Here is a 20,523-nt window from a genome sequence, read left to right as displayed (position 1 = left end):
GTCATTAGCTTTTAGCTATTGACCTCTAAAAGTTACCCAACAAAATGAGAAAATTAAAAAACAACGAACTAGGCAGAAAAACCGTTGAAGAGTTTAAACAAACGGATAAAACTCCTCTCATTGTAGTGTTAGATAATATTCGTAGTTTGAATAATGTAGGATCGGTATTTAGAACTTCGGATGCTTTTTTAATTGAAAAAATTTATTTGTGTGGTATTACAGCAACGCCGCCCAATAAAGAAATTCATAAAACGGCTTTAGGTGCTACCGAATCTGTAGATTGGGAATATGTTGAAAACACAGTTGATTTGGTTGAAAAACTACAATCAGAAAATGTAAAGGTTTTAGCTATTGAACAAGCGGAAAACAGTACCATGTTAGATACTTTTACTCCTGAACCCAACCAAAAACACGCTGTTATATTTGGAAATGAAGTAAAAGGTGTACAGCAAGAAGTTGTTTCTGCTTCTAATGTTTGTATTGAAATTCCGCAATTAGGAACCAAACATTCGTTGAATATCTCTGTAAGTTGCGGAGTGGTGCTATGGGACTTATTTACTAAGATAAAAAAGTAATATTATTACTAATGAGGTACGGACGAAATAATCTTAATCTTTAAATTTCTTATCTGACCAACTAATAGATTGCTTCACTTTAGCCTGTCTTGGGCGACAGCCGAAAAGTTCGTAATAGCACTTATACAGTGTTATCTCTTTTCAAGAACAAACAAAAAATATTAGAAAACCTACTATTTTCTTGTCTCTTCTCAAAAAACCTGTTATTTTAGGGACTTGATTATCCCCCTATCCCCAAGTATTATTTTGTAATTAAAAACCCTATTTAATATGGAAAACAAGTACTTAAAAGAAACAGCAATGAGTTTAAAACCTAGTGGAGATAAAGAAACTGTAACTACCGATACTGGTGGAACAGATAGCCCCAAAACTGGTACTGATACTGGTGGTGATGGTGGAACAGGTGGTGGTGATTAAGTATTAAGCCATCAAGTAAATACAACTTAAGCTTAAAACCATTACTTTTGAAAAGTGATGGTTTTACTTTATAATTTGTGATGAAACATAGCTTTTGTATTCTTTTATTTTGTTCCTCTTTTCTTTTTTCTCAAGAAAAAGATATTACAACTACTTCTTTTAAAAAGGAACTCATAGAATCTGGAAGAAAAGCCTACTTTAGTAAAAAACTTTTCTTACTTAAAACAATCACAACACAAGTAGATTCTTTGTATCAAAAAACAAATGATTCTATTTTACTAGCTAAATACTTTCATTTTAAAGCCCTACAAAGTAAACTTACCTACGCAAACGATAGTGCCTTTTACTATTATCATCGTTCCAAAGATATTTCTAAAGAAATAAATGATTCTATGGCAGTTGGGAGACGCCTATTAAGTCTAGCAATATTGCAAAGAGAAGCTAAAGATTATCTTGGCAGCGAAATTAGCTCTATAGAAGCTTTACAATATTTAGAACAAATACAGCCTTCAATTTATTTAGAAAGAGTATATAATAATCTTGGACTTGTTTCTGAAGAGTTAAATCAAAAAAAAGAAGCTATTGATTATTACAATAAAACCCTAGATATCAATAAAAAAACCAAAGATAGGCTAGGCTATTTATTCACAATAAACAACATTGGTCTTTTATACCAAAAACAAAACCAGCACCAAAAAGCAATTAGTTATTTTAAAAAAGGGCTAACATTTGATAGTATTAGATATAAGTTTCCTACTCAATATGCATTACTATTAGAGAACCTTGCTTCAAGCAACTTTTTACTAGGCAATCATAATGATGAGGTACTTCAACAATATTATGAGGTTCTAATCCTCAGAATTAAACAAAATAACTTAATAGGATTGAGTACTACACATACAAATCTGGCTGACTACTACAAAAATCAAAATCAAAATCAAAAAGCCCTTTTTCATTCTAACGAAGCTTTAAAACACGCTAAACAAACACACAATAATAAACGTTGGTTGGAGGCTTTAAAAAACCTTTCAGACTTAACAACTGGTAATGAATCAAAAAAATATTTAGAAGAATATATTACGTTAAATGATAGTTTATTCCAGAATGAGCGTAGATTAAAAAATCAGTTTGCTAAAATCAGATACGAAACCGATAAAAAAGAAAAAGAAAATACTGTTTTAAAAACCGAAAACGAAAAAAAACAAACTGAAATAGTATATCATAAACAACAAAAAACGATAGGTTGGTTATTGTTCGTTCTTAGTTTATTGTTATTTGGAGTAGGTGTTTTATTTTATTTTAACAGAAAAAGAAAACTACTCTATCAAGCCCAGTTAGAAAGAATACAGGCAAGAGAACATGAACGTAAACAAATAGCAAAATCCTTGCACGATGAAGTTGCTGGTGATTTGCGTTTACTACATCGTAAATTAGAAAAATCTAATTTAGTTGAGGAAGCTAAAAGACTAGATGCGGTTAAGGAGAATGTACGTAACCTATCGCACCAATTAAGTAGCATCAGCTTTAAAAAGGTTTCGTTTAGAGACCAAATTATCAACTTAGTTAGTGATTATTATGATCTCAATTTTAAAATTAAGGTCAACGGATTACAAATCTACGATTGGTTAGCTGTTGATAACTCTATAAAACGTCTACTCTACTTAAGTATTCGTGAGAGCATACAAAACTGCAAAAAACACGCAAAAGCAAGTAAGATTATTATCAATTTTTCTGTACGTAAAAAATACGTACATTTGGGTATTATTGATGATGGAATTGGTTTCGATACCAACATTAATAAAAAAGGAATTGGTTTACAAAACCTACAGGAACGCATTGAAGAGTTAAACGGTAAATTAACTATTAGTAGTGAAGTAGGTAAAGGAACCCAAACCAGTATTCAAATACCCTTAAATGGCTGGACAAACAAAAATACTTTTAGTTGATGACCATCAATTGATTCTTGAAGGAATTCTTTCGTATTTGAAAGGTATAGATGGTTTAGAAATTGAAACGGCAAATTCGTGTGACGAAGCATTTTCTAAAATAAAATCAAGTTTAAGCGAAAATCCATTTCATATTGTTTTTACGGATTTGAGTTTTGACAATCAAAATCAAAACGTAGTTTTAGATGGAGGCGAAGCTTTTATAAAGTCTATCCTTAAAGAAAAAATTCCTATTAAAGTTGGTGTAATTACTGGACACTCTGAAACAAACAGAATTTTTAATGTAATACACAACTTAAATCCTTCTGCCTATATTTTAAAAGGAAAGTGTAGTACCGATGAATTAACCTTTGCCATTCAAAAAATGTTAAAGGGAGAAGTGTATTACACGCATGAAATTCATCAAAAACTCTTAAAAAGAGCCTTAGTTGAAATACAAATGGATGATATTGCTATTCAAATCTTAAAAGAGCTTCCTAGGCATGCTAAAATTTCTAATCTAGAAGGCTTAATTAAAAAAGATGATGGTTCGTTAATAAAAGTCCGCTCCATAGAAAGTAAACTATCTAAATTAAGAACTGACTTACAAGCCAACAACAATACAGACCTAATATTAAAAGCAAAAGAATTAGGAATTGTAGATTAGTTTCTTTTGCGGAAATACGCATTTATTTTTACGGTTATCCCATTTTATACATTACAACTAAGTAATAATTTTGCAATGGAATTCAAACCATTGTTGGGAAGAATCTTGAAAAGAGAGAGAAAATAAAAAAAGCCTTTAGATATCTAAAGGCTTTTTGTTGTAAAACCGTTTCTCTTTAACTCTTTGCGGAAAACCGCACTTTTTTTTGCGGTAATACCCTTTTTTAACCTTTAACCTCTCTTTACATTTGTAACATCTTCTTTTCAAGATTAATTGAAAAAAGACATTTAAGGGGAATAATAAACCTTCTAGAAATTCTAGAAGGTTTTTTTATGCTCTTTACGGAAAATTACACTTTTAACTTCGGAAATCCCATTTTATCTACCTGATTATCAGTATATATTTGAAGTGTTCATTCTTTAATGACAATTAATTTAAGGGGAATTAAATAATTTTTAAAATGGGAAAATTACTACTACGCAAGACGAGCAAAGGCTTAAGCACTTTACTTTCAGTTTTAGCTGAATTTGGTAAAGGAGCTGGCTATGCTCTAAGACACTAAAAGTTAACTAACCAAACTTAAGTGTACAAACCTTCTAGGATTTCTAGAAGGTTTTTTTTATTACCACTACTAAAATTGTAAATTAGGCGTTCAATCATTTTACACCTAAATGACTCAAAAATATATTATTGCTTTAGACCAAGGAACTACTAGCTGTCGTACAGTTATTTTGAATAAAGAAGAAAAGATAGTTGCAAAAACTCAAGAAGAATTCAAGCAGATTTTCCCACAGTCAGGATGGGTAGAACACGACGCTAATGAAATTTTACAAACACAACTAAGCACTTTACAAAAAGCTATAGAACAAGCTAAAATTTCGCCTTTAGAAATTGCAGGGATTGGTATTACCAATCAGCGTGAAACCACCGTTGTTTGGAATAAAAACACAGGCAAACCTATATATAATGCAATTGTTTGGCAAGACAAAAGAACAGCAGCTACTTGCGAGTTACTCAAAGAAACAGGACTTGAAAACTATGTTCGTAAAACTACTGGGTTGGTAATTGATAGTTATTTTTCAGCCACTAAAATTCATTGGATATTAAATACTATTGAAGGAGCTCAAGAAGACGCTGAAAAAGGAAATTTGTTATTTGGAACTATTGATTCTTGGCTTTTATGGAACTTAACTAACGGTAAAGTTCACGCTACTGACTATAGCAATGCATCGCGTACGATGCTATATGATATAAAAAACTTGTGTTGGGATGATACTTTAGTAAAAGAATTAAACATTCCAATTTCAATGTTGCCAGAAGTAAAACCTTCATCCTTTCATTTTGGAAATTATGAATTAGACGGGGTTCAAATTCCAATTGCAGGAATTGCAGGAGATCAACAATCTGCATTATTTGGACAAGCGTGTTTTAAAAAAGGAGAAGCAAAAAACACCTACGGAACAGGATGCTTTATGTTGATGAATACTGGTGAAAACTTAGAATACTCTGAAGATGGTTTAATTTCTACAATTGCTTGGGGAATTAATAACAAAGTGTATTATGCTCTAGAGGGAAGTGTTTTCGTTGCTGGTTCTGCAATTCAATGGTTACGTGATGGGTTACAAATGATCAATAACGCAGAAGAAAGTGAGCTTTTTGCTGAAAAAGTTACTGAAGAAAACCCTGTGTATGTAGTACCAGCTTTTGCTGGACTAGGTGCTCCATATTGGGACATGTATGCTAGAGGAGCTGTTTTTGGTTTGACACGTGACACTGGAAAAAACCATTTAATTAAAGCTACTTTACAATCATTAGCTTATCAAACAAAAGATATTTTAGACGTTATGCAAAAAGACAGCATGCTACAGCTCTCATCTTTAAAAGTAGATGGCGGGGCGTGTGCTAATAATTTACTCATGCAATTTCAAGCAGATATCTTAAATGTGAGTGTAGAACGTCCTGAAGAAATTGAAACTACCGTAATGGGAGCAGCTTACTTAGCTGGATTTTGTGTTGGGTTTTGGCAACAAAATGAAATTATAAGCAAAAGAAAAATAGATAAAACGTTTACACCTTCTTTCTCTAAAGAAAAAAGAGAAAAATTATATCGTACTTGGCAAAAAGCAGTTGAACGTACTAAAGATTGGATTGACTAAAAATAAAGAATCATGGCAAAATTTTACGACAAAATAACAACTCGAGTTCTAAAATTTATTGAAGCACAAAAACTCTTTTTTGTTGCTACCGCTGCTAAAGAGGGAAGGATTAACCTTTCTCCTAAAGGAATGGATACCTTTAAAGTACTTGATAAAAATACAGTTGCTTGGCTAAGTGTTACAGGTAGCGGAAATGAAACCTCAGCACATTTATTAGCTAACAACCGAATAACCATCATGTTTTGTGCTTTTGAAGGTGCTCCAAACATACTCAGACTATATGGAAAAGCAGAAGAAATTCTTCCAACTCATGATAAGTGGGGTAATTATGCTGATTTATTTCCTAAACTTCCTGGTACCCGTCAAATATTTGTGGTTTCTATAGAAAGTGTACAAACCTCTTGCGGAATGTCAATTCCTTTTTATGAATACCAAGGAGAGCGAAATCAATTAAACGATTGGGCTACTGAAAAAGGTGAAGAAGGTATTGAACAATATTGGAACGACAGAAATCAAACTAATATTGATGGATTGGATACTTTATTAAAAGAATAAATAATTTGATCGTTTTAAAATTAATACATTAATTATATACACTACAAAACAATTATTACACTATGAAAAAAAAAGCCACTTATATTCCGTGATTTTCCTTACTCTATTTTTCATGTCTTGTACAAAAGAGAGTCCAAAAATAGTTGAAGAACCTTCAGGGAATATATTATTTTTTGATGATTTTGAAAAAGGTGACTTATCTCAAACAGAAAACAATATTAGCTATGGCAGTAGTACCTATTCATCTGTTTCTAACGAAGTAAAAAAGGATGGAGAGTACTCTCTTCGGTTTTACTATAAAGGTGGACCATCGGGAGAAGACGCTTTTTCTGAGCAAAGAATATCCTATTCAAATACTGGAGAATTATGGATAAAATATGAACTTTACATCCCCGTTAATTATACTCATCGTAAAGAAAATTCAGCTAGCAACAATAAGTTTTTAGCTGTTTATAAAAATGACTATCGATATCCAGGGTTTCATGTAAATTGGTCATTATCTCCAAATAACACAGGAGGTTCCAATCTTACCCTACATCGATATAGAAATGGAACAGAACAGTCGACGATATCACCTTCAGGAGAGTTAGGAACTGACTTTATTACCAAAAATGATCAAGGGAAATGGATTCATATTATGGCTAGAATTAAAGCTCCTAGCAGTGAAAAAGCTACTGATGGAGTGATGCAACTATGGAAAAACGATGTTTTGGTTTGTGATGAAACAGCACTTAACATGTATGGTGGTATTAATGAAAACTTTATGAACGAAATGTATTTAATGGGCTGGTCAAACTCTGGATACTTAGAGGATACTGTTTTTTATATTGATAATCTATCTTTAAATTACTCTGCATTTTAATATAACTTATAACATTCGCAAATTGAATAATACTAGAGTGATAAGGAAGAAACCAAGCTAGTATTAATGGTTTCGACACTGCATTAAAAGAGGTAACATCTTCCTAATCTATATTATAAAATCTCATCATTTTTTTCAAAACCCTGATAAAAATCATGTTTTAACTTAAACTATGCTTGTATTTTTGAGACAATAAAGTATAAGAAGAAATGACACAATTAATGAACATCCCAATGGTATCTTGGACAAACGGAACCATTATGATGATTATTTTCGGTTTGGTTTGTATAGGTTTAGTAACTGCTCTTTTAATTCTTGTTAATGGTGGCAAGAAAAAAGAGTAGGTAAATTTTAGTTTTAATAGTTGATGGAAGAAGCACTCCTTAATAATGTGTTAGTGGTTTAACGTTTGAGTGCTTCTTCTTCTTTTTATTTGAATGCATTTAATCCTGTGATATCCAACCCTGTAATTAATAAATGAACATCGTGTGTTCCTTCGTAGGTTATTACACTTTCTAAATTCATTGCATGCCTCATAATTGAGTATTCTCCAGAAATTCCCATTGCTCCCAGTACCTGTCTAGCCTCACGTGCTATTTTCAACGCCATGTCAACATTATTTCGTTTTGCCATAGATATTTGAGCAGATGTTGCGCGACCTTCATTTTTTAAGACTCCTAAACGCCATGTTAACAACTGAGCCTTAGTGATTTCAGTAATCATTTCAGCTAACTTTTTTTGTTGTAACTGAAATTGCCCTATTGGTTTACCAAACTGTGTACGTTCTTTCGCATAACGTAATGCTGTATCATAACAATCCATCGCAGCACCAATAACGCCCCAAGCAATACCGTAACGAGCAGCATCAAGACACAACAATGGAGCTCCTAGCCCTGATTTATTGGGTAATATATTTTCTTTAGGAACTTTTACATTGTCAAAAATTAATTCACCTGTAATTGATGCTCTTAACGACCATTTATTATGAGTTTCTGGCGTAGAAAAACCTTCCATACCACGTTCAACTAATAAACCATGAATACGACCTTCTTCATTTTTTGCCCATACAACTGCTACATCACAAATGGGTGCATTTGAAATCCACATTTTAGCTCCATTCAACAAATAATGGTCTCCCATATCTTTAAACTTCGTTTCCATTCCACTAGGATTACTACCGTGATTTGGTTCTGTTAATCCGAAACTTCCCATCCATTCACCAGAGGCTAATTTTGGTAAGTATTTTTGTCGTTGTGCTTCGGTTCCGTAGTTATAAATAGGTCCCATAACAAGAGAGGATTGTACTGAAGCAGTAGATCGAATTCCACTATCACCACGCTCTAATTCTTGCATGATTAATCCGTAAGAAATTTGATCTAACCCAGCTCCTCCATATTCTTCAGGAATATAAGACCCAAAAGCTCCTACTTCTGCCAATCCGTTAATCAATTCCTTCGGAAACTCAGCACGTTGTGCATATTCTTCAATAATTGGAGATAAGTTTTTCTTAACCCATTCACGGGTAGTGTTGCGAACAAGCTTATGCTCCTCGGTTAATAAATCATCTACTTGATAATAATCTGGGGCTTGAAATAAATCAGACTTCATAAATATGTTTTAAAATTAATTTTACTAATTGTATAAGAGAAACGTAAAATTAATCGCGATTTGTTGTATGCGTTTCTTAAAAGAATTGATTCAAAAATACTTAAAAAAATGGTTATTCGTGCAGGTTTGCGTATGTTTGTACTAATGAGATTTACTTTAGGAAAAGAGGAGCGTTTAAAAAGCAAAAAGCTGATAGGAAGACTATATGAGGAGGGAAAGGTGATAAAAGTTTTTCCGCTAAGAATGGTGTATATACAAACCGAACACACCTCAAAATTTCCTGCGCAAGTTGGAGTTTCTGTACCTAAACGTAATTTTAAAAAAGCGGTAGATAGAAACCGTATAAAACGGTTACTTCGCGAAACCTACCGTAAAGAAAAGCATACTATTTATGAGACTATAGATAAACCGTATGTGTTTATGATTTCTTATCTTGCAAGAGATGAATGGAAATATGCCGATTTAGAGCATAAAATGAAGAAATTATTAACAAAGTTTATTACCGAAGTTACTCAAGATGAAAAATAGAAAATTCCTTTTTTTTGGTTCGCTTATTGTCATCTCTCTTTTCTTTTCTTTTCAGTCTCGTTTTTTCGAGATTGCTAAACAAATTGAAATTTACAACAACCTTTTTAAAGAGTTGAACATTAATTATATTGATGAAATCAACCCTGGCTATTTAACTGACAAGGCGATAAAAAACACCCTTAAGAATTTAGATCCATACACCAATTTTTATAATGAACAAGATGTTGAAGATGCTCGTATTCGTCGTGAAGGTGAATATGGAGGTATTGGTATTTCTACTTTTTATACTAAAAAAGGAATTGTAGTTGCCGAAATTTACAAAGGTTTTTCCGCCGATAAAGCTGGTTTAAAAGCAGGTGATATCATCATCAATGTAAATGGACAAGAATTAGCAACCTTAGAAAGAGGTCAATTTCCACAAATGTTAAAAGGAGTTCCGGGAAAAGAGCTTTCTTTACAAATAGAAAGAAATGGTCAAACAAAAAACATATCTGTAAAACTTGATAAAGTTATTTTAAATCCTGTCCCTTTTTACGATATGATTGATACTGAAACAGGATATATTGTTTTAACACGATTTATCAGTCAAAAGGCTACTGAAAGTGTTGTAAATGCGTTTAGTGACCTAAAGAAACGAGGAATGAAAAAGTTGGTTTTTGATTTGAGATACAATCCTGGTGGTTCTTTATTTGATGCTATAAATATCACCAACTTATTTATTCCTAAAGGATTAAAAGTTGTTGATACTCGTGGAAAAACTAAAAAAAATAGTAGAACTTATAAAACAAGTAGAGAACCTTTAGATGCTGAAATCCCTATCGTTGTTTTAATAAATGGTCGATCTGCCTCTGCCTCAGAAATTGTCTCTGGTGCCTTACAAGATTATGACCGAGCTGTTGTTATGGGAGAGCGTTCTTTTGGAAAAGGACTCGTACAACGTTATTTTGATTTGAGCTATGGAACTCAAATGAAAATTACGATTTCTAAATATTATACTCCTAGCGGACGATGTATTCAGGAGTTAGATTATGCCAACAGAGATTCCAAAACAGGGAAGGTACCTAAGTTTTCTGACGCTACTCTTAATGAATTCACAACTCAAAATGGACGAAAAGTATACGATGGAGGTGGTGTAACTCCTGATGTAACAAGTGAGTTTTCTAAAAAAACAGCAGAAACTGATGAGTTACTAAAATCAAGAGCAATTTTTAATTTTGTAACTGATTTTACACATCAAAACCCTAATTTACCTGCTGATAACTACACCTTTTCTTCTTCAAGTTTTAATCAATTTAAAGATTATTTACTTCGTAAAGACACTGCTTTTGTATCTAAAGAAGAAAAAATGTTTCAAGAAGCATATGAATCCGTAGAAAACAACAAAAAAATCACCTCAGAATATACCGCAATTATTCAACAATTAAAGGCTGTTAAAGTTGCTAAAGTTTCGGTCAACCAAGATCTTTTATCAAAAGAAATTGAAAATGAAATTGTGGAACGCTATACATACAAAGAAGGAATGTATAAGCATTTATTTAAAAATGATGTAACTATAAAAAATGCTGTTAACTTGTTAAATAACCCTAAAAAATATAACAGTATTTTAAAAAATTAGCTTCTTTAACATAATTTGTATATTTGTACTTTAAAAACATATGTCAAAACCTATCCTAAAAGAACGTACAAGAGCCCAAGAATCTACAAATGCTATTGAGCGTTTATACATTTCAATGCGACACTTATTTAGTCGCGGTTTTTACAAACCAATGGGGGTTTCTGGTGAAACTTTACGTACATCACTCTTGTCTTTACGTCCAGAAATTTATGGTTCAATTGCAGAAAACAAAACGGAATTAAACGGATTGGTATACGTTATAGAACGGTTACCAGAAGGAATAGAAGAGTGTCAGTTTATTTATTTGACCGCTGACGAAGGGTATCGTAATTCAAAATTCAAAGCAATTATTCCTCCTAAAAGAAGAAGAAATTGTTACCGTATTGATAAAGATCAAATGAATATTGAAATTACTAGAGGGCGCTCTGAGATTTATGATATTCTTACACACTTAACGTTTTTATTTATTGAATCTCATAAAATTAAAGATCGTGTTGTTTTTAATAATGGAGAAAGTTTTATTCGTGAATGGTTACAACTAGAAGATATTGTAATACATAATAAAACACTTACAGATGAGGAGAAAGATGTAATTGTTGTACACCTTGGTAATATTTTAGGTAGAACTTATGATGAAGTGTACGACGCTTACAATACGTTTGCTTCAGAAGAGAACCCAAACAGGTTTTTCCATCTAATTTATTGGTTAGGTAAATTAGCAATTAATGAAGCTTTATACGACCAAAAACGCTCTATTAAGTTCAGTTCTGTTTTAATTGAGGAAATTGGACATCATATTTACGGTGAAATTTGGGCAAACAATATTAAAAAGGTTTTATTAGAAAACGATCTATTAGAACGTCCTATTCATATCATCAGTGCTAACATGCACAGTGTAATGAATAGTATTTATGCACAAAACGCTTTACCAAAAGAAGCTAAAAAACACAAAGATTTTCAACTTTTTGAAGTATTGAGTAATGTTAATAGCAGTACTTTACAATCTGCCGTTAAAAATTATGCTTCTGAAAACGGACTCATATATATCAAAGATACTTCAGGAACCAATATCAATGTTCAGGTAATTGATACAGGGAAAATTGATTTTGAAGCGAACTCTTTTAACAAAGTTAATTCAGCTGGAGAAGATCCTGTAATTATTGTAATGGATTATGCTTTTGGTGAACAGGCTTTTGAAACTATGGACGAGCTTTTAAAGCCCTATAAAACAAAAGGAGAAAAAATCCATTTAGATGTTCAATCTGTTTCAATTATGGGGAAAGCAGGTATTTTAGAAGGTGGTAAAGGAGATATTATGATTCCTTCATCACATATTTTTGAAGGAACTGCTGATAATTACCCATTTAAAAACGAACTATCAAAAGAAGATTTAGAAGGTTTTGGAGTTCAGGTTTTTGACGGAGCAATGATTTCTGTATTAGGAACTTCATTACAAAACAAAGATTTACTACGATTCTTCCACGATTCAACTTGGAATGTAATCGGACTAGAAATGGAAGGAGCACATTATCAAAAAGCAATTCAATCAGCCTCAAAAATTAGAGGAAATATTTCAGAAAACGTAAAGGTTCGTTATGCATATTACGCCTCAGATAACCCACTAGAAACAGGTGCTACGCTTGCCTCTGGAGGACTTGGAATGAGCGGGGTAACACCTACTTATGCTATTACGCAAAAAATACTAGAACAAATATTTTAGTCGCAGAACGACTACCAAAAAACCTAATTAAACCATAAAAAGACTTCTTTTCAAATTAAAAGAGGTCTTTTTAGTTTTTTACATAATTTTAAAGACAGGTTTTGCTCATAGCCTTTTTTCTTATTTTATATTTGCACTCACAATACAACAACACACAACAATGAATATTCTAATTTTAGGATCGGGCGGTAGAGAACATGCCTTTGCTAAAAAACTTTCAGAAAGTACTAAAATCAACAATCTTTTTGTTGCTCCTGGTAACGCAGGAACTGATGCAATAGCAAGGAATATTGCCATCAATCCAACCGATTTTGCACAGGTAAAAGAAACTGTTTTACAACACAATATCAACATGGTAGTTGTAGGTCCTGAAGCTCCTTTGGTAGAAGGTGTTCACGACTTTTTCTTAGCAGATAAAGAGTTAAAAAATATTCCTGTAATTGGACCTAAAAAAGATGGTGCTTTACTAGAAGGAAGTAAAGATTTTTCGAAGCAATTCATGGAAAAACACAACATTCCAACAGCTCGTTATCAATCTTTTACTACTGAAAATTTAGCTGAAGGAAAAAAATTCTTAGAAACCTTAGATGCTCCGTATGTATTAAAAGCTGACGGATTAGCTGCTGGTAAAGGAGTTTTAATTTTAAATGATTTAGAAGAAGCTAAAGCTGAGTTAGAAGAAATGCTTTCTAATCAAAAGTTTGGAAATGCTTCATCAACTGTAGTTATTGAAGAGTTTTTAAAAGGAATAGAATTATCTGTTTTCGTATTAACGGACGGAAAGAATTATAAAATATTACCTTCTGCTAAAGATTACAAACGTATTGGAGAAGGTGACACAGGGTTAAATACAGGCGGTATGGGCGCTATTTCTCCTGTTCCTTTTGCTACGGATGATTTTTTAACGAAAGTGGAAGAATTGGTTGTTAAACCAACAATTGACGGCTTGCAAAAAGATGGAATTGATTATAGAGGGTTTATTTTTATCGGATTAATGAACGATAACGGAAATCCTTCGGTAGTTGAATACAACGTTCGTATGGGGGACCCTGAGACAGAGGTGGTATTACCACGTATTCAATCAGACTTAGTAGAGTTATTTGAAGGTGTTGCTACGCAAACTTTAGGCGAAAAATCATACGAAGTTACTCCACAAACAGCGACTACAGTAATGTTAGTTTCTGGCGGATACCCTGAAGCTTATGAGAAAGGAAAAGAAATTACGGGTTATGATGCTGTAGAAAATTCAATTGTTTTTCATGCAGGAACCACTTTAAAAGATGGTAAAGTAGTTACGAGTGGCGGACGTGTTATGGCAATTACATCTTTTGGAGATTCAATAGAAGAAGCCTTAGAGAAATCTTATAAGAGCATCGATAAAATAGCTTTTGATAAAATGAATTATCGAAAAGATATCGGTTTCGATTTAAAATAATTATAACAAAAAGGAGTTGAAAATTCAACTCCTTTTTTTATTTCATTGCCTTTTCTAGCGTAAACGAAAACTCGGAACCCTCTCCGTGTACACTCTTTAAAAGAATGGTTTCGTTATGCGCTTCAATAATATGTTTCACAATAGAAAGCCCTAAACCTGAACCTCCTTGTTCACGTGAACGACTTTGATCTACACGGTAAAAACGTTCAAATAAACGAGATATGTGCTCTTGTTTTATTCCTTCACCGTTATCATTTATCTTAATAATAAGCTTATTTTGGTTGTATGGCTCAACACTCACCGTAGTTATACCTCCTACTCTACCATATTTTATAGAATTTACAACAAGATTAATAAGTACCTGTTCAATCCTTTCAACATCTCCTTTTACCAAATGGGGAAAATCATACACACGATCAAATCTCAACGTAATATTTCGTTTTTTTGCCTTCATTTCAAACAAGTCGAACACGTTTTGAATAAGCTCTATAATATTAAAGGTTTGCATGTTCATTTTCATTCCCTCAGTTTCTAACTTAGCAATCATGTCTAAATCTTTAACAATTGAGGTTAATCGTTCTACCCCTTTATTAGCTCTTTCTAAATATTTTTCAAGAATTTCTTTGTCATCAGCAGCCCCTTCAATAAGCGTTAAAATATATCCTTGTACTGTAAAAAGTGGTGTTTTTAACTCATGAGCTACATTTCCTAAGAAATCACGACGAAATGAATCACGCTGGGTTAAATTAGCTATCTCTTCACTCTTCCCTTCAACATATTCTTGTACACTTTTAGTTAGCGCTTCTACATCGGTCGTTACTTTATTTCTTTTTAAATCATTCTCATCTAAAATAGAAATGTCTTCATACATCTTTTTTACTCGTTGGTAAATAAAGTGTTCTGCTCTGTATTGAATTACAAAAAAGGAGATAATAAACATTACAAGGCCAAAAATTACAATGGTTACAACTCCTAAGCTGTTTAATAAAAACAAGTACGATAATACTGCTATGACAATAGATAATAGCGTTGAATATAACGCCGACCAAAGCGCGTAGTTATACGTTTTTTTTATTTTTTTCATCTGTTTTTTTCTATTATTTTTTAAATGTCAGATGTAATTCGCCAATAATTATCTCAAAAAGGATCAAAATTATTATAGCTCATTTCATGATAAAAAAATAGATTGCTAGCTAGCAATCTACTTATAAAATTTTGAGTTTAAAAAATTATTTGTCTGTTTCGTCTAATACAAACTTGTACCCAACTCCTTTTACTGTTTTAAAATAGTGGTCTCCTATTTTTTCACGAAGTTTACGTATGTGTACATCTATAGTTCTTCCGCCTACAACTACTTCATTTCCCCAAACGCTATCTAAAATAACTTCTCTTTTAAATACTTTTCCTGGTTTTGAAGTTAGTAAAGAGAATAGTTCAAACTCCTTTCTTGGCAAAGATATTTTTTCTTCTCCTTTAAAAACTACATATTCGTCTCTGTTAATTACAATATCTCCAATTTTTGTGGTGGTATCTGCTTTTTCTTCAGTTTTTAAACGTCGTAATAAAGATTTTACCTTACTTATTAGCACTTTTGGTTTTACTGGTTTGGTTATATAGTCATCTGCCCCAGCGTCAAAACCTGCTACTTGTGAGTAATCTTCTCCTCTAGCGGTTAAAAAAGAAATTATCACATCTTCAAGAGGTTTTACATTTCTAATTTTTTCACATGCTTCGATACCATCCATTTCAGGCATCATAATGTCTAATAAAATTAAATGTGGAGTTACTTTTTTTGCTGTTTTTACAGCTTCTGCTCCGTTGTTTGCAGTGAAAACCTGATATCCTTCTGATTTTAAATTGTAACCTACAATTTCTAAAATATCTGGCTCATCGTCAACTAGTAAAATTTTAATATCGCTAGTGTTCATTATTCATTTATATTGTGTTATCCAAAAGTAATCATAAAATAATAAACCCTTTATATACATGTTTAACTTAACGTTCATTTAATATTTACCAAACTTTTGCTTAAAGAAAACGAAGATATTTCTTTTGTTTTTTCTTTTTTTGTAGTTTTTGTATCTTTATACAAATTGTTTCCTATGAAAATTATTTCTTCCCTAGGGGAAATTACTTCCAATGCTAAAAATGCTTTTAAGCGATTTCCTATAGCCCTTTGTTGGGCAATCATTGGTACATTGTTTACTTTATTTACAATTGAAACAGATACTTTTGATAACGCTTTTTATGGTAAAGTTATTATAACCTTTACTTTAGGGGTTAGCTGGTTAATCGCTACTCGTTTTTTGGAAGAACAGTTTAAAAGAGATAAAACATGGATATTCTTGCTAACTCTTGGCTTTTTACTTCTATTTTATTTTAGTATTGAAGTTAATGGTTCAAAAATTCACCAAAATTCTACTATTCGATTTATACTTTACTTTGTATCAGGTCATTTACTAGTGATGGTAGCCCCTTTTATTTTTAAATGGAATAAATCTGCTTATTTTAATTACGTAAAATCAGTTTTTATAGCAATTGTTAGAAGTTTATTTTTTTCACTAATTTTATATTTAGGAATTGTTTTGGCACTCTTAGCTATTAAACATTTATTTAATATAGATTTTAAAGGAGAACGTTTTTTTCAGGTTTTTGTGCTTTGTATAGGAGTTGTAAATACTTGGATTTACCTTTCAGATTTTCCTAAAGATGTTCATAACCAACTTGCAATTAACTACACAAAAGCTTTAGAGGTATTAGTTAAGTATATTTTAATTCCATTAGTAATTTTATACCTCATCATTTTATATGCTTATAGTTTAAAAATTGTAATTAATTGGAACTTACCTAAAGGGTGGGTTTCTTATTTGGTTATTGCTCTTTCATTTTTAGGTTTTATTGTGCAAATACTTATCAACCCTATTCAAAAAACTATTAACTCTCGTACAATTAGAAAGTTTTATCCATGGTTTTATTATTTGTTATTACCGTTAATAATTTTACTTTTTATTGCTATTTTTAGACGTATTAACGAATATGGGATTACCGAAAACCGTTATTTCGTACTTGTTTTAGCTTGTTGGGTTTTAGCTATGACCTTGTACATACTTTTTAGTAAGCGTAAAAAAATTAAAGTCTTTCCTTTTAGTTTAGCTCTTATTACTTTTCTCATTTCTTTTGGGTTTTGGGGAACTTTTTCAATATCAACAAAAAGTCAACTTCTTCAATTTAAGAAAGTATATACTGACATTAAGAAAGATAATTTTACTACCACTTTTGAAAAGAAAAATCAGTTACGCTCTATTGTTAGATACTTAAACAATAAACAGGAATTACATAAAGTAGAAAACGTTTTAGGGTATAATCCAAAAATAACTTTTAAAACCAACAGTCATTGGCAATTACAAAACAGGTTAATGGATAGTTTGAATATAAAAGTAATTGATAACACCAATGGTACTTACAGAAATAAGTATTATAGTGTCGACGATTCTAAAATGATTATTGATACTAAGAATTATGATGTTTTGAAAAGACTATATTTTAATTCTTATGAAAATCGTAATTCCATTAACAACTATCATTTTTATCTAAGTGAAAAAAGCAACCTAATCAAAGTCTCAAAAGGAGATACTTATATTGGAAATATAGACTGTTCAGAAATAATTCAAAGACTTAACAGTCAAGAAAAAAATTATGATATAGCACCTAATTTAATGACAATTGAACATGGTTTTAAAACTCTAAATATAAAGTTTGTTTTTCAAAGCATAAATCTATCAAAAGTTGATGATGCTAACGAAAAACACTTATCTAATGCTAATGCTTACGTTTTAATTAAAGAAAATGCTGAATAAGACGAATTTACAAAACATCCTGTTTTTAGATATTGAAACGGTTCCTGAAGTGGAATTATTTGCTGATTTATCACCTGAAATGCAAGAGTTATATGCTCTAAAAACTCAATATCAACGGAAAGATGAAGTTACTCCTGAAGAGTTTTACCATCGTGCGGGTATTTGGGCTGAATTTGGAAAAATCATCTGTATTTCGGTAGGCTACTTTGTAGATCGAGATCGTAAAAACCAACTGCGAGTTACCTCTTTTTATGGAGATGATGAAGCTAAATTGTTAACCGATTTCAAAAACTTATTAGATACACATTTTAACCAAAATAAACACTTATTGTGTGCTCATAATGGTAAAGAGTTTGACTTTCCGTACATCGCGCGAAGAATGATTATCAATCGAATTAACTTACCTAACAAACTCAACTTATTTGGCAAAAAGCCATGGGAGGTTCCACATTTAGACACCTTGGACTTATGGAAGTTTGGCGATTATAAACACTACACCTCTTTAAAACTACTCACTGCTATTTTAGGAATACCTTCACCCAAACAAGATATTGATGGAAGTGAAGTTGCAAACGTGTACCATCGAGAAAAAAACCTTCCTCGTATTGTTGAGTATTGCGAACGTGATACCGTTGCTGTTGCACAATTATTATTGCGCTTTTTGAACAAGCCTTTGGTTGAAGAAGATGATATTGTTAGCGTTTAACTATTCGCCTTCTAATTTCATAGAAAGCTCAAACCAACGTTCTTCTTTTTCTTCTAAACTATCAATAATCTGCTGTAGCTCTAACGATTTTTCATTAATCTCTTCAGGTGAAACTTCGTTATTAGCAAACTGAGCTTCAATTACTCCTTTTTTCTTTTGAAGTTTTTCAATATCTTTTTCAAGTAATCCGTATTCTCTGTTTTCGTTATAACTTAACTTTCCTTTTTGAGGTGTTTTTTCTTGCTTTTCAGTTACTTTCTTTTCTTCTTTAGGCTCTGATGGCTGCGAGCTCTCATACGCTCTGTAATCAGAGTAATTTCCAGGAAAATTCTCCACTACTCCATTTCCTCTAAACACAAATAAACCATCCACAATTTTATCCATAAAATAACGATCATGCGATACTACCATTAAATTCCCTGGGTAATCGAGTAAAAAACTCTCTAACACGTTTAAAGTTACCACATCTAAATCGTTCGTGGGCTCATCTAGAATTAAGAAGTTAGGGTTTTGAATTAAAACAGCACATAAGTACAAACGCTTCTGCTCTCCTCCACTTAATTTTTCAACAAAATCGTATTGCTTTTTTCTATCAAATAAAAAGCGTTCTAATAACTGTGCTGCAGAAATTCTTCTTCCTTTAGTTAACGGAATTTCTTCTCCAAATTCTTTAATGACTTCTATTACTTTCTGTCCTTCTTTTATTTGGATTCCCTTTTGGGTATAGTAGCCAAATTTTACTGTTTCACCAACAATTACTTTACCTCCATCAACAGGCAATTTACCCGTTAGTATATTTAAAAAAGAGGATTTTCCTGTTCCATTTTTTCCAATGATTCCTATACGTTCACCTCGCTTAAAAACGTAGTCAAATCCATCTAAAATAACTTTATCACCAAAGTCCTTTTTTAGTTTATGAAGCTCTACAATTTTGCTTCCTAAACGTTCCATATTTATTTCTAATTGAACTTCGTGCTCTTTTCTTCGTTGATGTGCTTTTTCTTTAATTTGAAAAAAGTCATCAATACGTGATTTTGATTTGGTTGTACGTGCTTTTGGCTGACGACGCATCCAATCTAATTCTTTTTTAAATAAGCTTTTCGCTTTGCTTAAGTTAGTAGCTTCTAAAGCCATTCGTTCTTCTTTGTTTTGAAGATAATACGAATAGTTTCCTTTGTATTTGTATAATTTTCCGTTATCTAATTCAATAATCTCATTACACACTCGCTCTAAAAAGTAACGATCGTGTGTAACCATAAATAAGGTAATTTTTTCCTTAGTAAAAAAAGCTTCTAACCACTCAATCATTTCTAAATCTAAATGGTTGGTTGGCTCATCAAGTATTAATAAATCAGGTTTATTAATTAGAATAATAGCCAATGATAATCGCTTTTTTTGCCCTCCAGAAAGCTTTCCTACTGTTTGCGATAAATCATCAAGTTTTAATTTAAATAAAATTTGTTTGTATTGTGTTTCAAAATCCCATGCATTGTGCTGCTCCATCTGCTCAAATGCTTTTTGATACGCTTCTGTATCGTCAGGGTTTTGTAAGGCTTTTTCGTATTGTTGAATAATTGGAAGAATGGTACTTTCAGCAGAAAAAATAGTTTCTTCAATAGTTAAATCGGGATTCAAACTATCATCTTGTGCCAAATAAGCAATATTGATTCCTTTTCTACTAATAACTTGACCTTCATCTGGTGTGTCTTTTCCAGCAATAATATTTAAAATAGAGGTTTTTCCGCTACCATTTTTAGCAACAAAGGCTATCTTTTGGTCTTTGTTTATTCCGAAAGAAATTTCTTCAAATAAGACCTTTTCGCCATACGATTTTGCTATATTTTCTACTGATAGGTAATTCATTCTCTAAAATTTTATGCAAAGAAACAAAAAACCC

The 20,523-nt window shown here is 31.9% G+C and carries 18 protein-coding genes; 14 read left to right on the top strand and 4 right to left on the bottom strand.

Going from position 1 to position 20,523, the window contains the following annotated elements; translation table 11 throughout:
* The first annotated feature begins 44 nt into the window (after nt 1–44).
* From C7448_RS02015 to C7448_RS16070, 8 genes are all read left to right on the top strand, one after another.
* Nucleotides 45–575 (top strand): RNA methyltransferase, encoded by a 531-nt coding sequence (locus C7448_RS02015; RefSeq protein ID WP_115899686.1) that lies wholly within the window; start codon nt 45–47, stop codon nt 573–575.
* Nucleotides 576–845: 270 nt separating this feature from the next.
* Nucleotides 846–992 carry a hypothetical protein gene (locus C7448_RS15770; protein ID WP_170136990.1) on the top strand — a complete coding sequence of 49 codons (147 nt, stop codon included), beginning with the start codon at nt 846–848 and terminating at the stop codon, nt 990–992.
* Nucleotides 993–1,072: 80 nt separating this feature from the next.
* The gene (locus C7448_RS02010; protein WP_115899685.1) at nt 1,073–2,938 is read left to right on the top strand and encodes a tetratricopeptide repeat-containing sensor histidine kinase; all 1,866 of its coding nucleotides are present in this window, start codon (nt 1,073–1,075) and stop codon (nt 2,936–2,938) included.
* On the top strand, nt 2,907–3,584 hold the full coding sequence (locus C7448_RS02005; RefSeq protein WP_115899684.1) for a response regulator: 678 nt from the start codon (nt 2,907–2,909) through the stop codon (nt 3,582–3,584). The genes C7448_RS02010 and C7448_RS02005 overlap by 32 nt, the downstream gene beginning before the upstream one ends.
* Nucleotides 3,585–4,255: 671 nt before the next feature.
* A complete protein-coding gene (gene glpK / locus C7448_RS02000; protein WP_115899683.1) occupies nt 4,256–5,740 on the top strand; it encodes a glycerol kinase GlpK in 1,485 nt (494 codons plus the stop codon).
* Nucleotides 5,741–5,752: 12 nt separating this feature from the next.
* Nucleotides 5,753–6,295 carry a pyridoxamine 5'-phosphate oxidase family protein gene (locus C7448_RS01995; protein ID WP_115899682.1) on the top strand — a complete coding sequence of 181 codons (543 nt, stop codon included), beginning with the start codon at nt 5,753–5,755 and terminating at the stop codon, nt 6,293–6,295.
* Between the two features lie 112 nt (nt 6,296–6,407).
* Entirely contained in the window at nt 6,408–7,157 is a 750-nt protein-coding gene (locus C7448_RS01990; RefSeq protein WP_115899681.1) for a heparin lyase I family protein, read from the top strand.
* Between the two features lie 209 nt (nt 7,158–7,366).
* Complete coding sequence (locus tag C7448_RS16070; RefSeq protein ID WP_262510977.1) at nt 7,367–7,501, top strand: hypothetical protein; 135 nt, start codon at nt 7,367–7,369, stop codon at nt 7,499–7,501.
* Nucleotides 7,502–7,586: 85 nt separating this feature from the next.
* Here the strand turns inward: C7448_RS16070 and C7448_RS01985 are convergent, their stop codons facing one another.
* On the bottom strand, nt 7,587–8,765 hold the full coding sequence (locus C7448_RS01985) for an acyl-CoA dehydrogenase family protein (protein ID WP_115899680.1): 1,179 nt from the start codon (nt 8,763–8,765) through the stop codon (nt 7,587–7,589).
* A 108-nt stretch (nt 8,766–8,873) separates the two neighbouring features.
* On the opposite strand from C7448_RS01985, the gene rnpA reads away from it, so the two are divergent.
* The 4 genes from rnpA to purD all read left to right on the top strand — a co-directional run bounded on the left by rnpA (nt 8,874) and on the right by purD (nt 14,063).
* Nucleotides 8,874–9,293: a ribonuclease P protein component gene (gene rnpA, locus C7448_RS01980; RefSeq protein ID WP_245939409.1), complete on the top strand. Its 420-nt coding sequence runs from the start codon at nt 8,874–8,876 to the stop codon at nt 9,291–9,293.
* The gene (locus C7448_RS01975; protein WP_115899679.1) at nt 9,283–10,908 is read left to right on the top strand and encodes a S41 family peptidase; all 1,626 of its coding nucleotides are present in this window, start codon (nt 9,283–9,285) and stop codon (nt 10,906–10,908) included. The genes rnpA and C7448_RS01975 overlap by 11 nt, the downstream gene beginning before the upstream one ends.
* A gap of 40 nt (nt 10,909–10,948) precedes the next feature.
* Nucleotides 10,949–12,628 carry a DUF6909 family protein gene (locus tag C7448_RS01970; RefSeq protein ID WP_115899678.1) on the top strand — a complete coding sequence of 560 codons (1,680 nt, stop codon included), beginning with the start codon at nt 10,949–10,951 and terminating at the stop codon, nt 12,626–12,628.
* A 160-nt stretch (nt 12,629–12,788) separates the two neighbouring features.
* Nucleotides 12,789–14,063 carry a phosphoribosylamine--glycine ligase gene (gene purD / locus C7448_RS01965; RefSeq protein WP_115899677.1) on the top strand — a complete coding sequence of 425 codons (1,275 nt, stop codon included), beginning with the start codon at nt 12,789–12,791 and terminating at the stop codon, nt 14,061–14,063.
* 37 nt (nt 14,064–14,100) lie between these two features.
* On the opposite strand, the gene C7448_RS01960 is transcribed toward purD, so the two are convergent.
* Complete coding sequence (locus C7448_RS01960) at nt 14,101–15,147, bottom strand: sensor histidine kinase (protein ID WP_115899676.1); 1,047 nt, start codon at nt 15,145–15,147, stop codon at nt 14,101–14,103.
* 145 nt (nt 15,148–15,292) lie between these two features.
* On the bottom strand, nt 15,293–15,991 hold the full coding sequence (locus tag C7448_RS01955; RefSeq protein WP_115899675.1) for a response regulator transcription factor: 699 nt from the start codon (nt 15,989–15,991) through the stop codon (nt 15,293–15,295).
* 174 nt (nt 15,992–16,165) lie between these two features.
* On the opposite strand from C7448_RS01955, the gene C7448_RS01950 reads away from it, so the two are divergent.
* Both C7448_RS01950 and C7448_RS01945 read left to right on the top strand, forming a co-directional pair.
* Nucleotides 16,166–17,920 carry a DUF4153 domain-containing protein gene (locus C7448_RS01950; RefSeq protein ID WP_147300485.1) on the top strand — a complete coding sequence of 585 codons (1,755 nt, stop codon included), beginning with the start codon at nt 16,166–16,168 and terminating at the stop codon, nt 17,918–17,920.
* The gene (locus tag C7448_RS01945) at nt 17,910–18,626 is read left to right on the top strand and encodes a 3'-5' exonuclease (protein ID WP_115899673.1); all 717 of its coding nucleotides are present in this window, start codon (nt 17,910–17,912) and stop codon (nt 18,624–18,626) included. Before C7448_RS01950 ends, C7448_RS01945 begins: the two co-directional genes overlap by 11 nt.
* Here the strand turns inward: C7448_RS01945 and C7448_RS01940 are convergent, their stop codons facing one another.
* Nucleotides 18,627–20,489 (bottom strand): ABC-F family ATP-binding cassette domain-containing protein, encoded by a 1,863-nt coding sequence (locus C7448_RS01940; RefSeq protein ID WP_115899672.1) that lies wholly within the window; start codon nt 20,487–20,489, stop codon nt 18,627–18,629.
* Nucleotides 20,490–20,523: the final 34 nt, after the last annotated feature.

This window comes from Tenacibaculum gallaicum (assembly GCF_003387615.1).
GTDB lineage: Bacteria > Bacteroidota > Bacteroidia > Flavobacteriales > Flavobacteriaceae > Polaribacter > Polaribacter gallaicus.
The sequence above is the reverse complement of the archived record's forward strand: the minus strand, read 5'-3'. Positions and strand labels throughout refer to the sequence as shown.

Bases quoted from the DNA above. Each gene is read 5' to 3' on its own strand.
- C7448_RS02015 (WP_115899686.1), top strand. From the start codon at position 45: ATGAGAAAATTAAAAAACAACGAACTAGGCAGAAAAACCGTTGAAGAG.
- C7448_RS15770 (WP_170136990.1), top strand. From the start codon at position 846: ATGGAAAACAAGTACTTAAAAGAAACAGCAATGAGTTTAAAACCTAGT.
- C7448_RS02010 (WP_115899685.1), top strand. From the start codon at position 1,073: ATGAAACATAGCTTTTGTATTCTTTTATTTTGTTCCTCTTTTCTTTTT.
- C7448_RS02005 (WP_115899684.1), top strand. From the start codon at position 2,907: ATGGCTGGACAAACAAAAATACTTTTAGTTGATGACCATCAATTGATT.
- glpK (WP_115899683.1), top strand. From the start codon at position 4,256: ATGACTCAAAAATATATTATTGCTTTAGACCAAGGAACTACTAGCTGT.
- C7448_RS01995 (WP_115899682.1), top strand. From the start codon at position 5,753: ATGGCAAAATTTTACGACAAAATAACAACTCGAGTTCTAAAATTTATT.
- C7448_RS01990 (WP_115899681.1), top strand. From the start codon at position 6,408: ATGTCTTGTACAAAAGAGAGTCCAAAAATAGTTGAAGAACCTTCAGGG.
- C7448_RS16070 (WP_262510977.1), top strand. From the start codon at position 7,367: ATGACACAATTAATGAACATCCCAATGGTATCTTGGACAAACGGAACC.
- C7448_RS01985 (WP_115899680.1), bottom strand. From the start codon at position 8,765: ATGAAGTCTGATTTATTTCAAGCCCCAGATTATTATCAAGTAGATGAT.
- rnpA (WP_245939409.1), top strand. From the start codon at position 8,874: ATGGTTATTCGTGCAGGTTTGCGTATGTTTGTACTAATGAGATTTACT.
- C7448_RS01975 (WP_115899679.1), top strand. From the start codon at position 9,283: ATGAAAAATAGAAAATTCCTTTTTTTTGGTTCGCTTATTGTCATCTCT.
- C7448_RS01970 (WP_115899678.1), top strand. From the start codon at position 10,949: ATGTCAAAACCTATCCTAAAAGAACGTACAAGAGCCCAAGAATCTACA.
- purD (WP_115899677.1), top strand. From the start codon at position 12,789: ATGAATATTCTAATTTTAGGATCGGGCGGTAGAGAACATGCCTTTGCT.
- C7448_RS01960 (WP_115899676.1), bottom strand. From the start codon at position 15,147: ATGAAAAAAATAAAAAAAACGTATAACTACGCGCTTTGGTCGGCGTTA.
- C7448_RS01955 (WP_115899675.1), bottom strand. From the start codon at position 15,991: ATGAACACTAGCGATATTAAAATTTTACTAGTTGACGATGAGCCAGAT.
- C7448_RS01950 (WP_147300485.1), top strand. From the start codon at position 16,166: ATGAAAATTATTTCTTCCCTAGGGGAAATTACTTCCAATGCTAAAAAT.
- C7448_RS01945 (WP_115899673.1), top strand. From the start codon at position 17,910: ATGCTGAATAAGACGAATTTACAAAACATCCTGTTTTTAGATATTGAA.
- C7448_RS01940 (WP_115899672.1), bottom strand. From the start codon at position 20,489: ATGAATTACCTATCAGTAGAAAATATAGCAAAATCGTATGGCGAAAAG.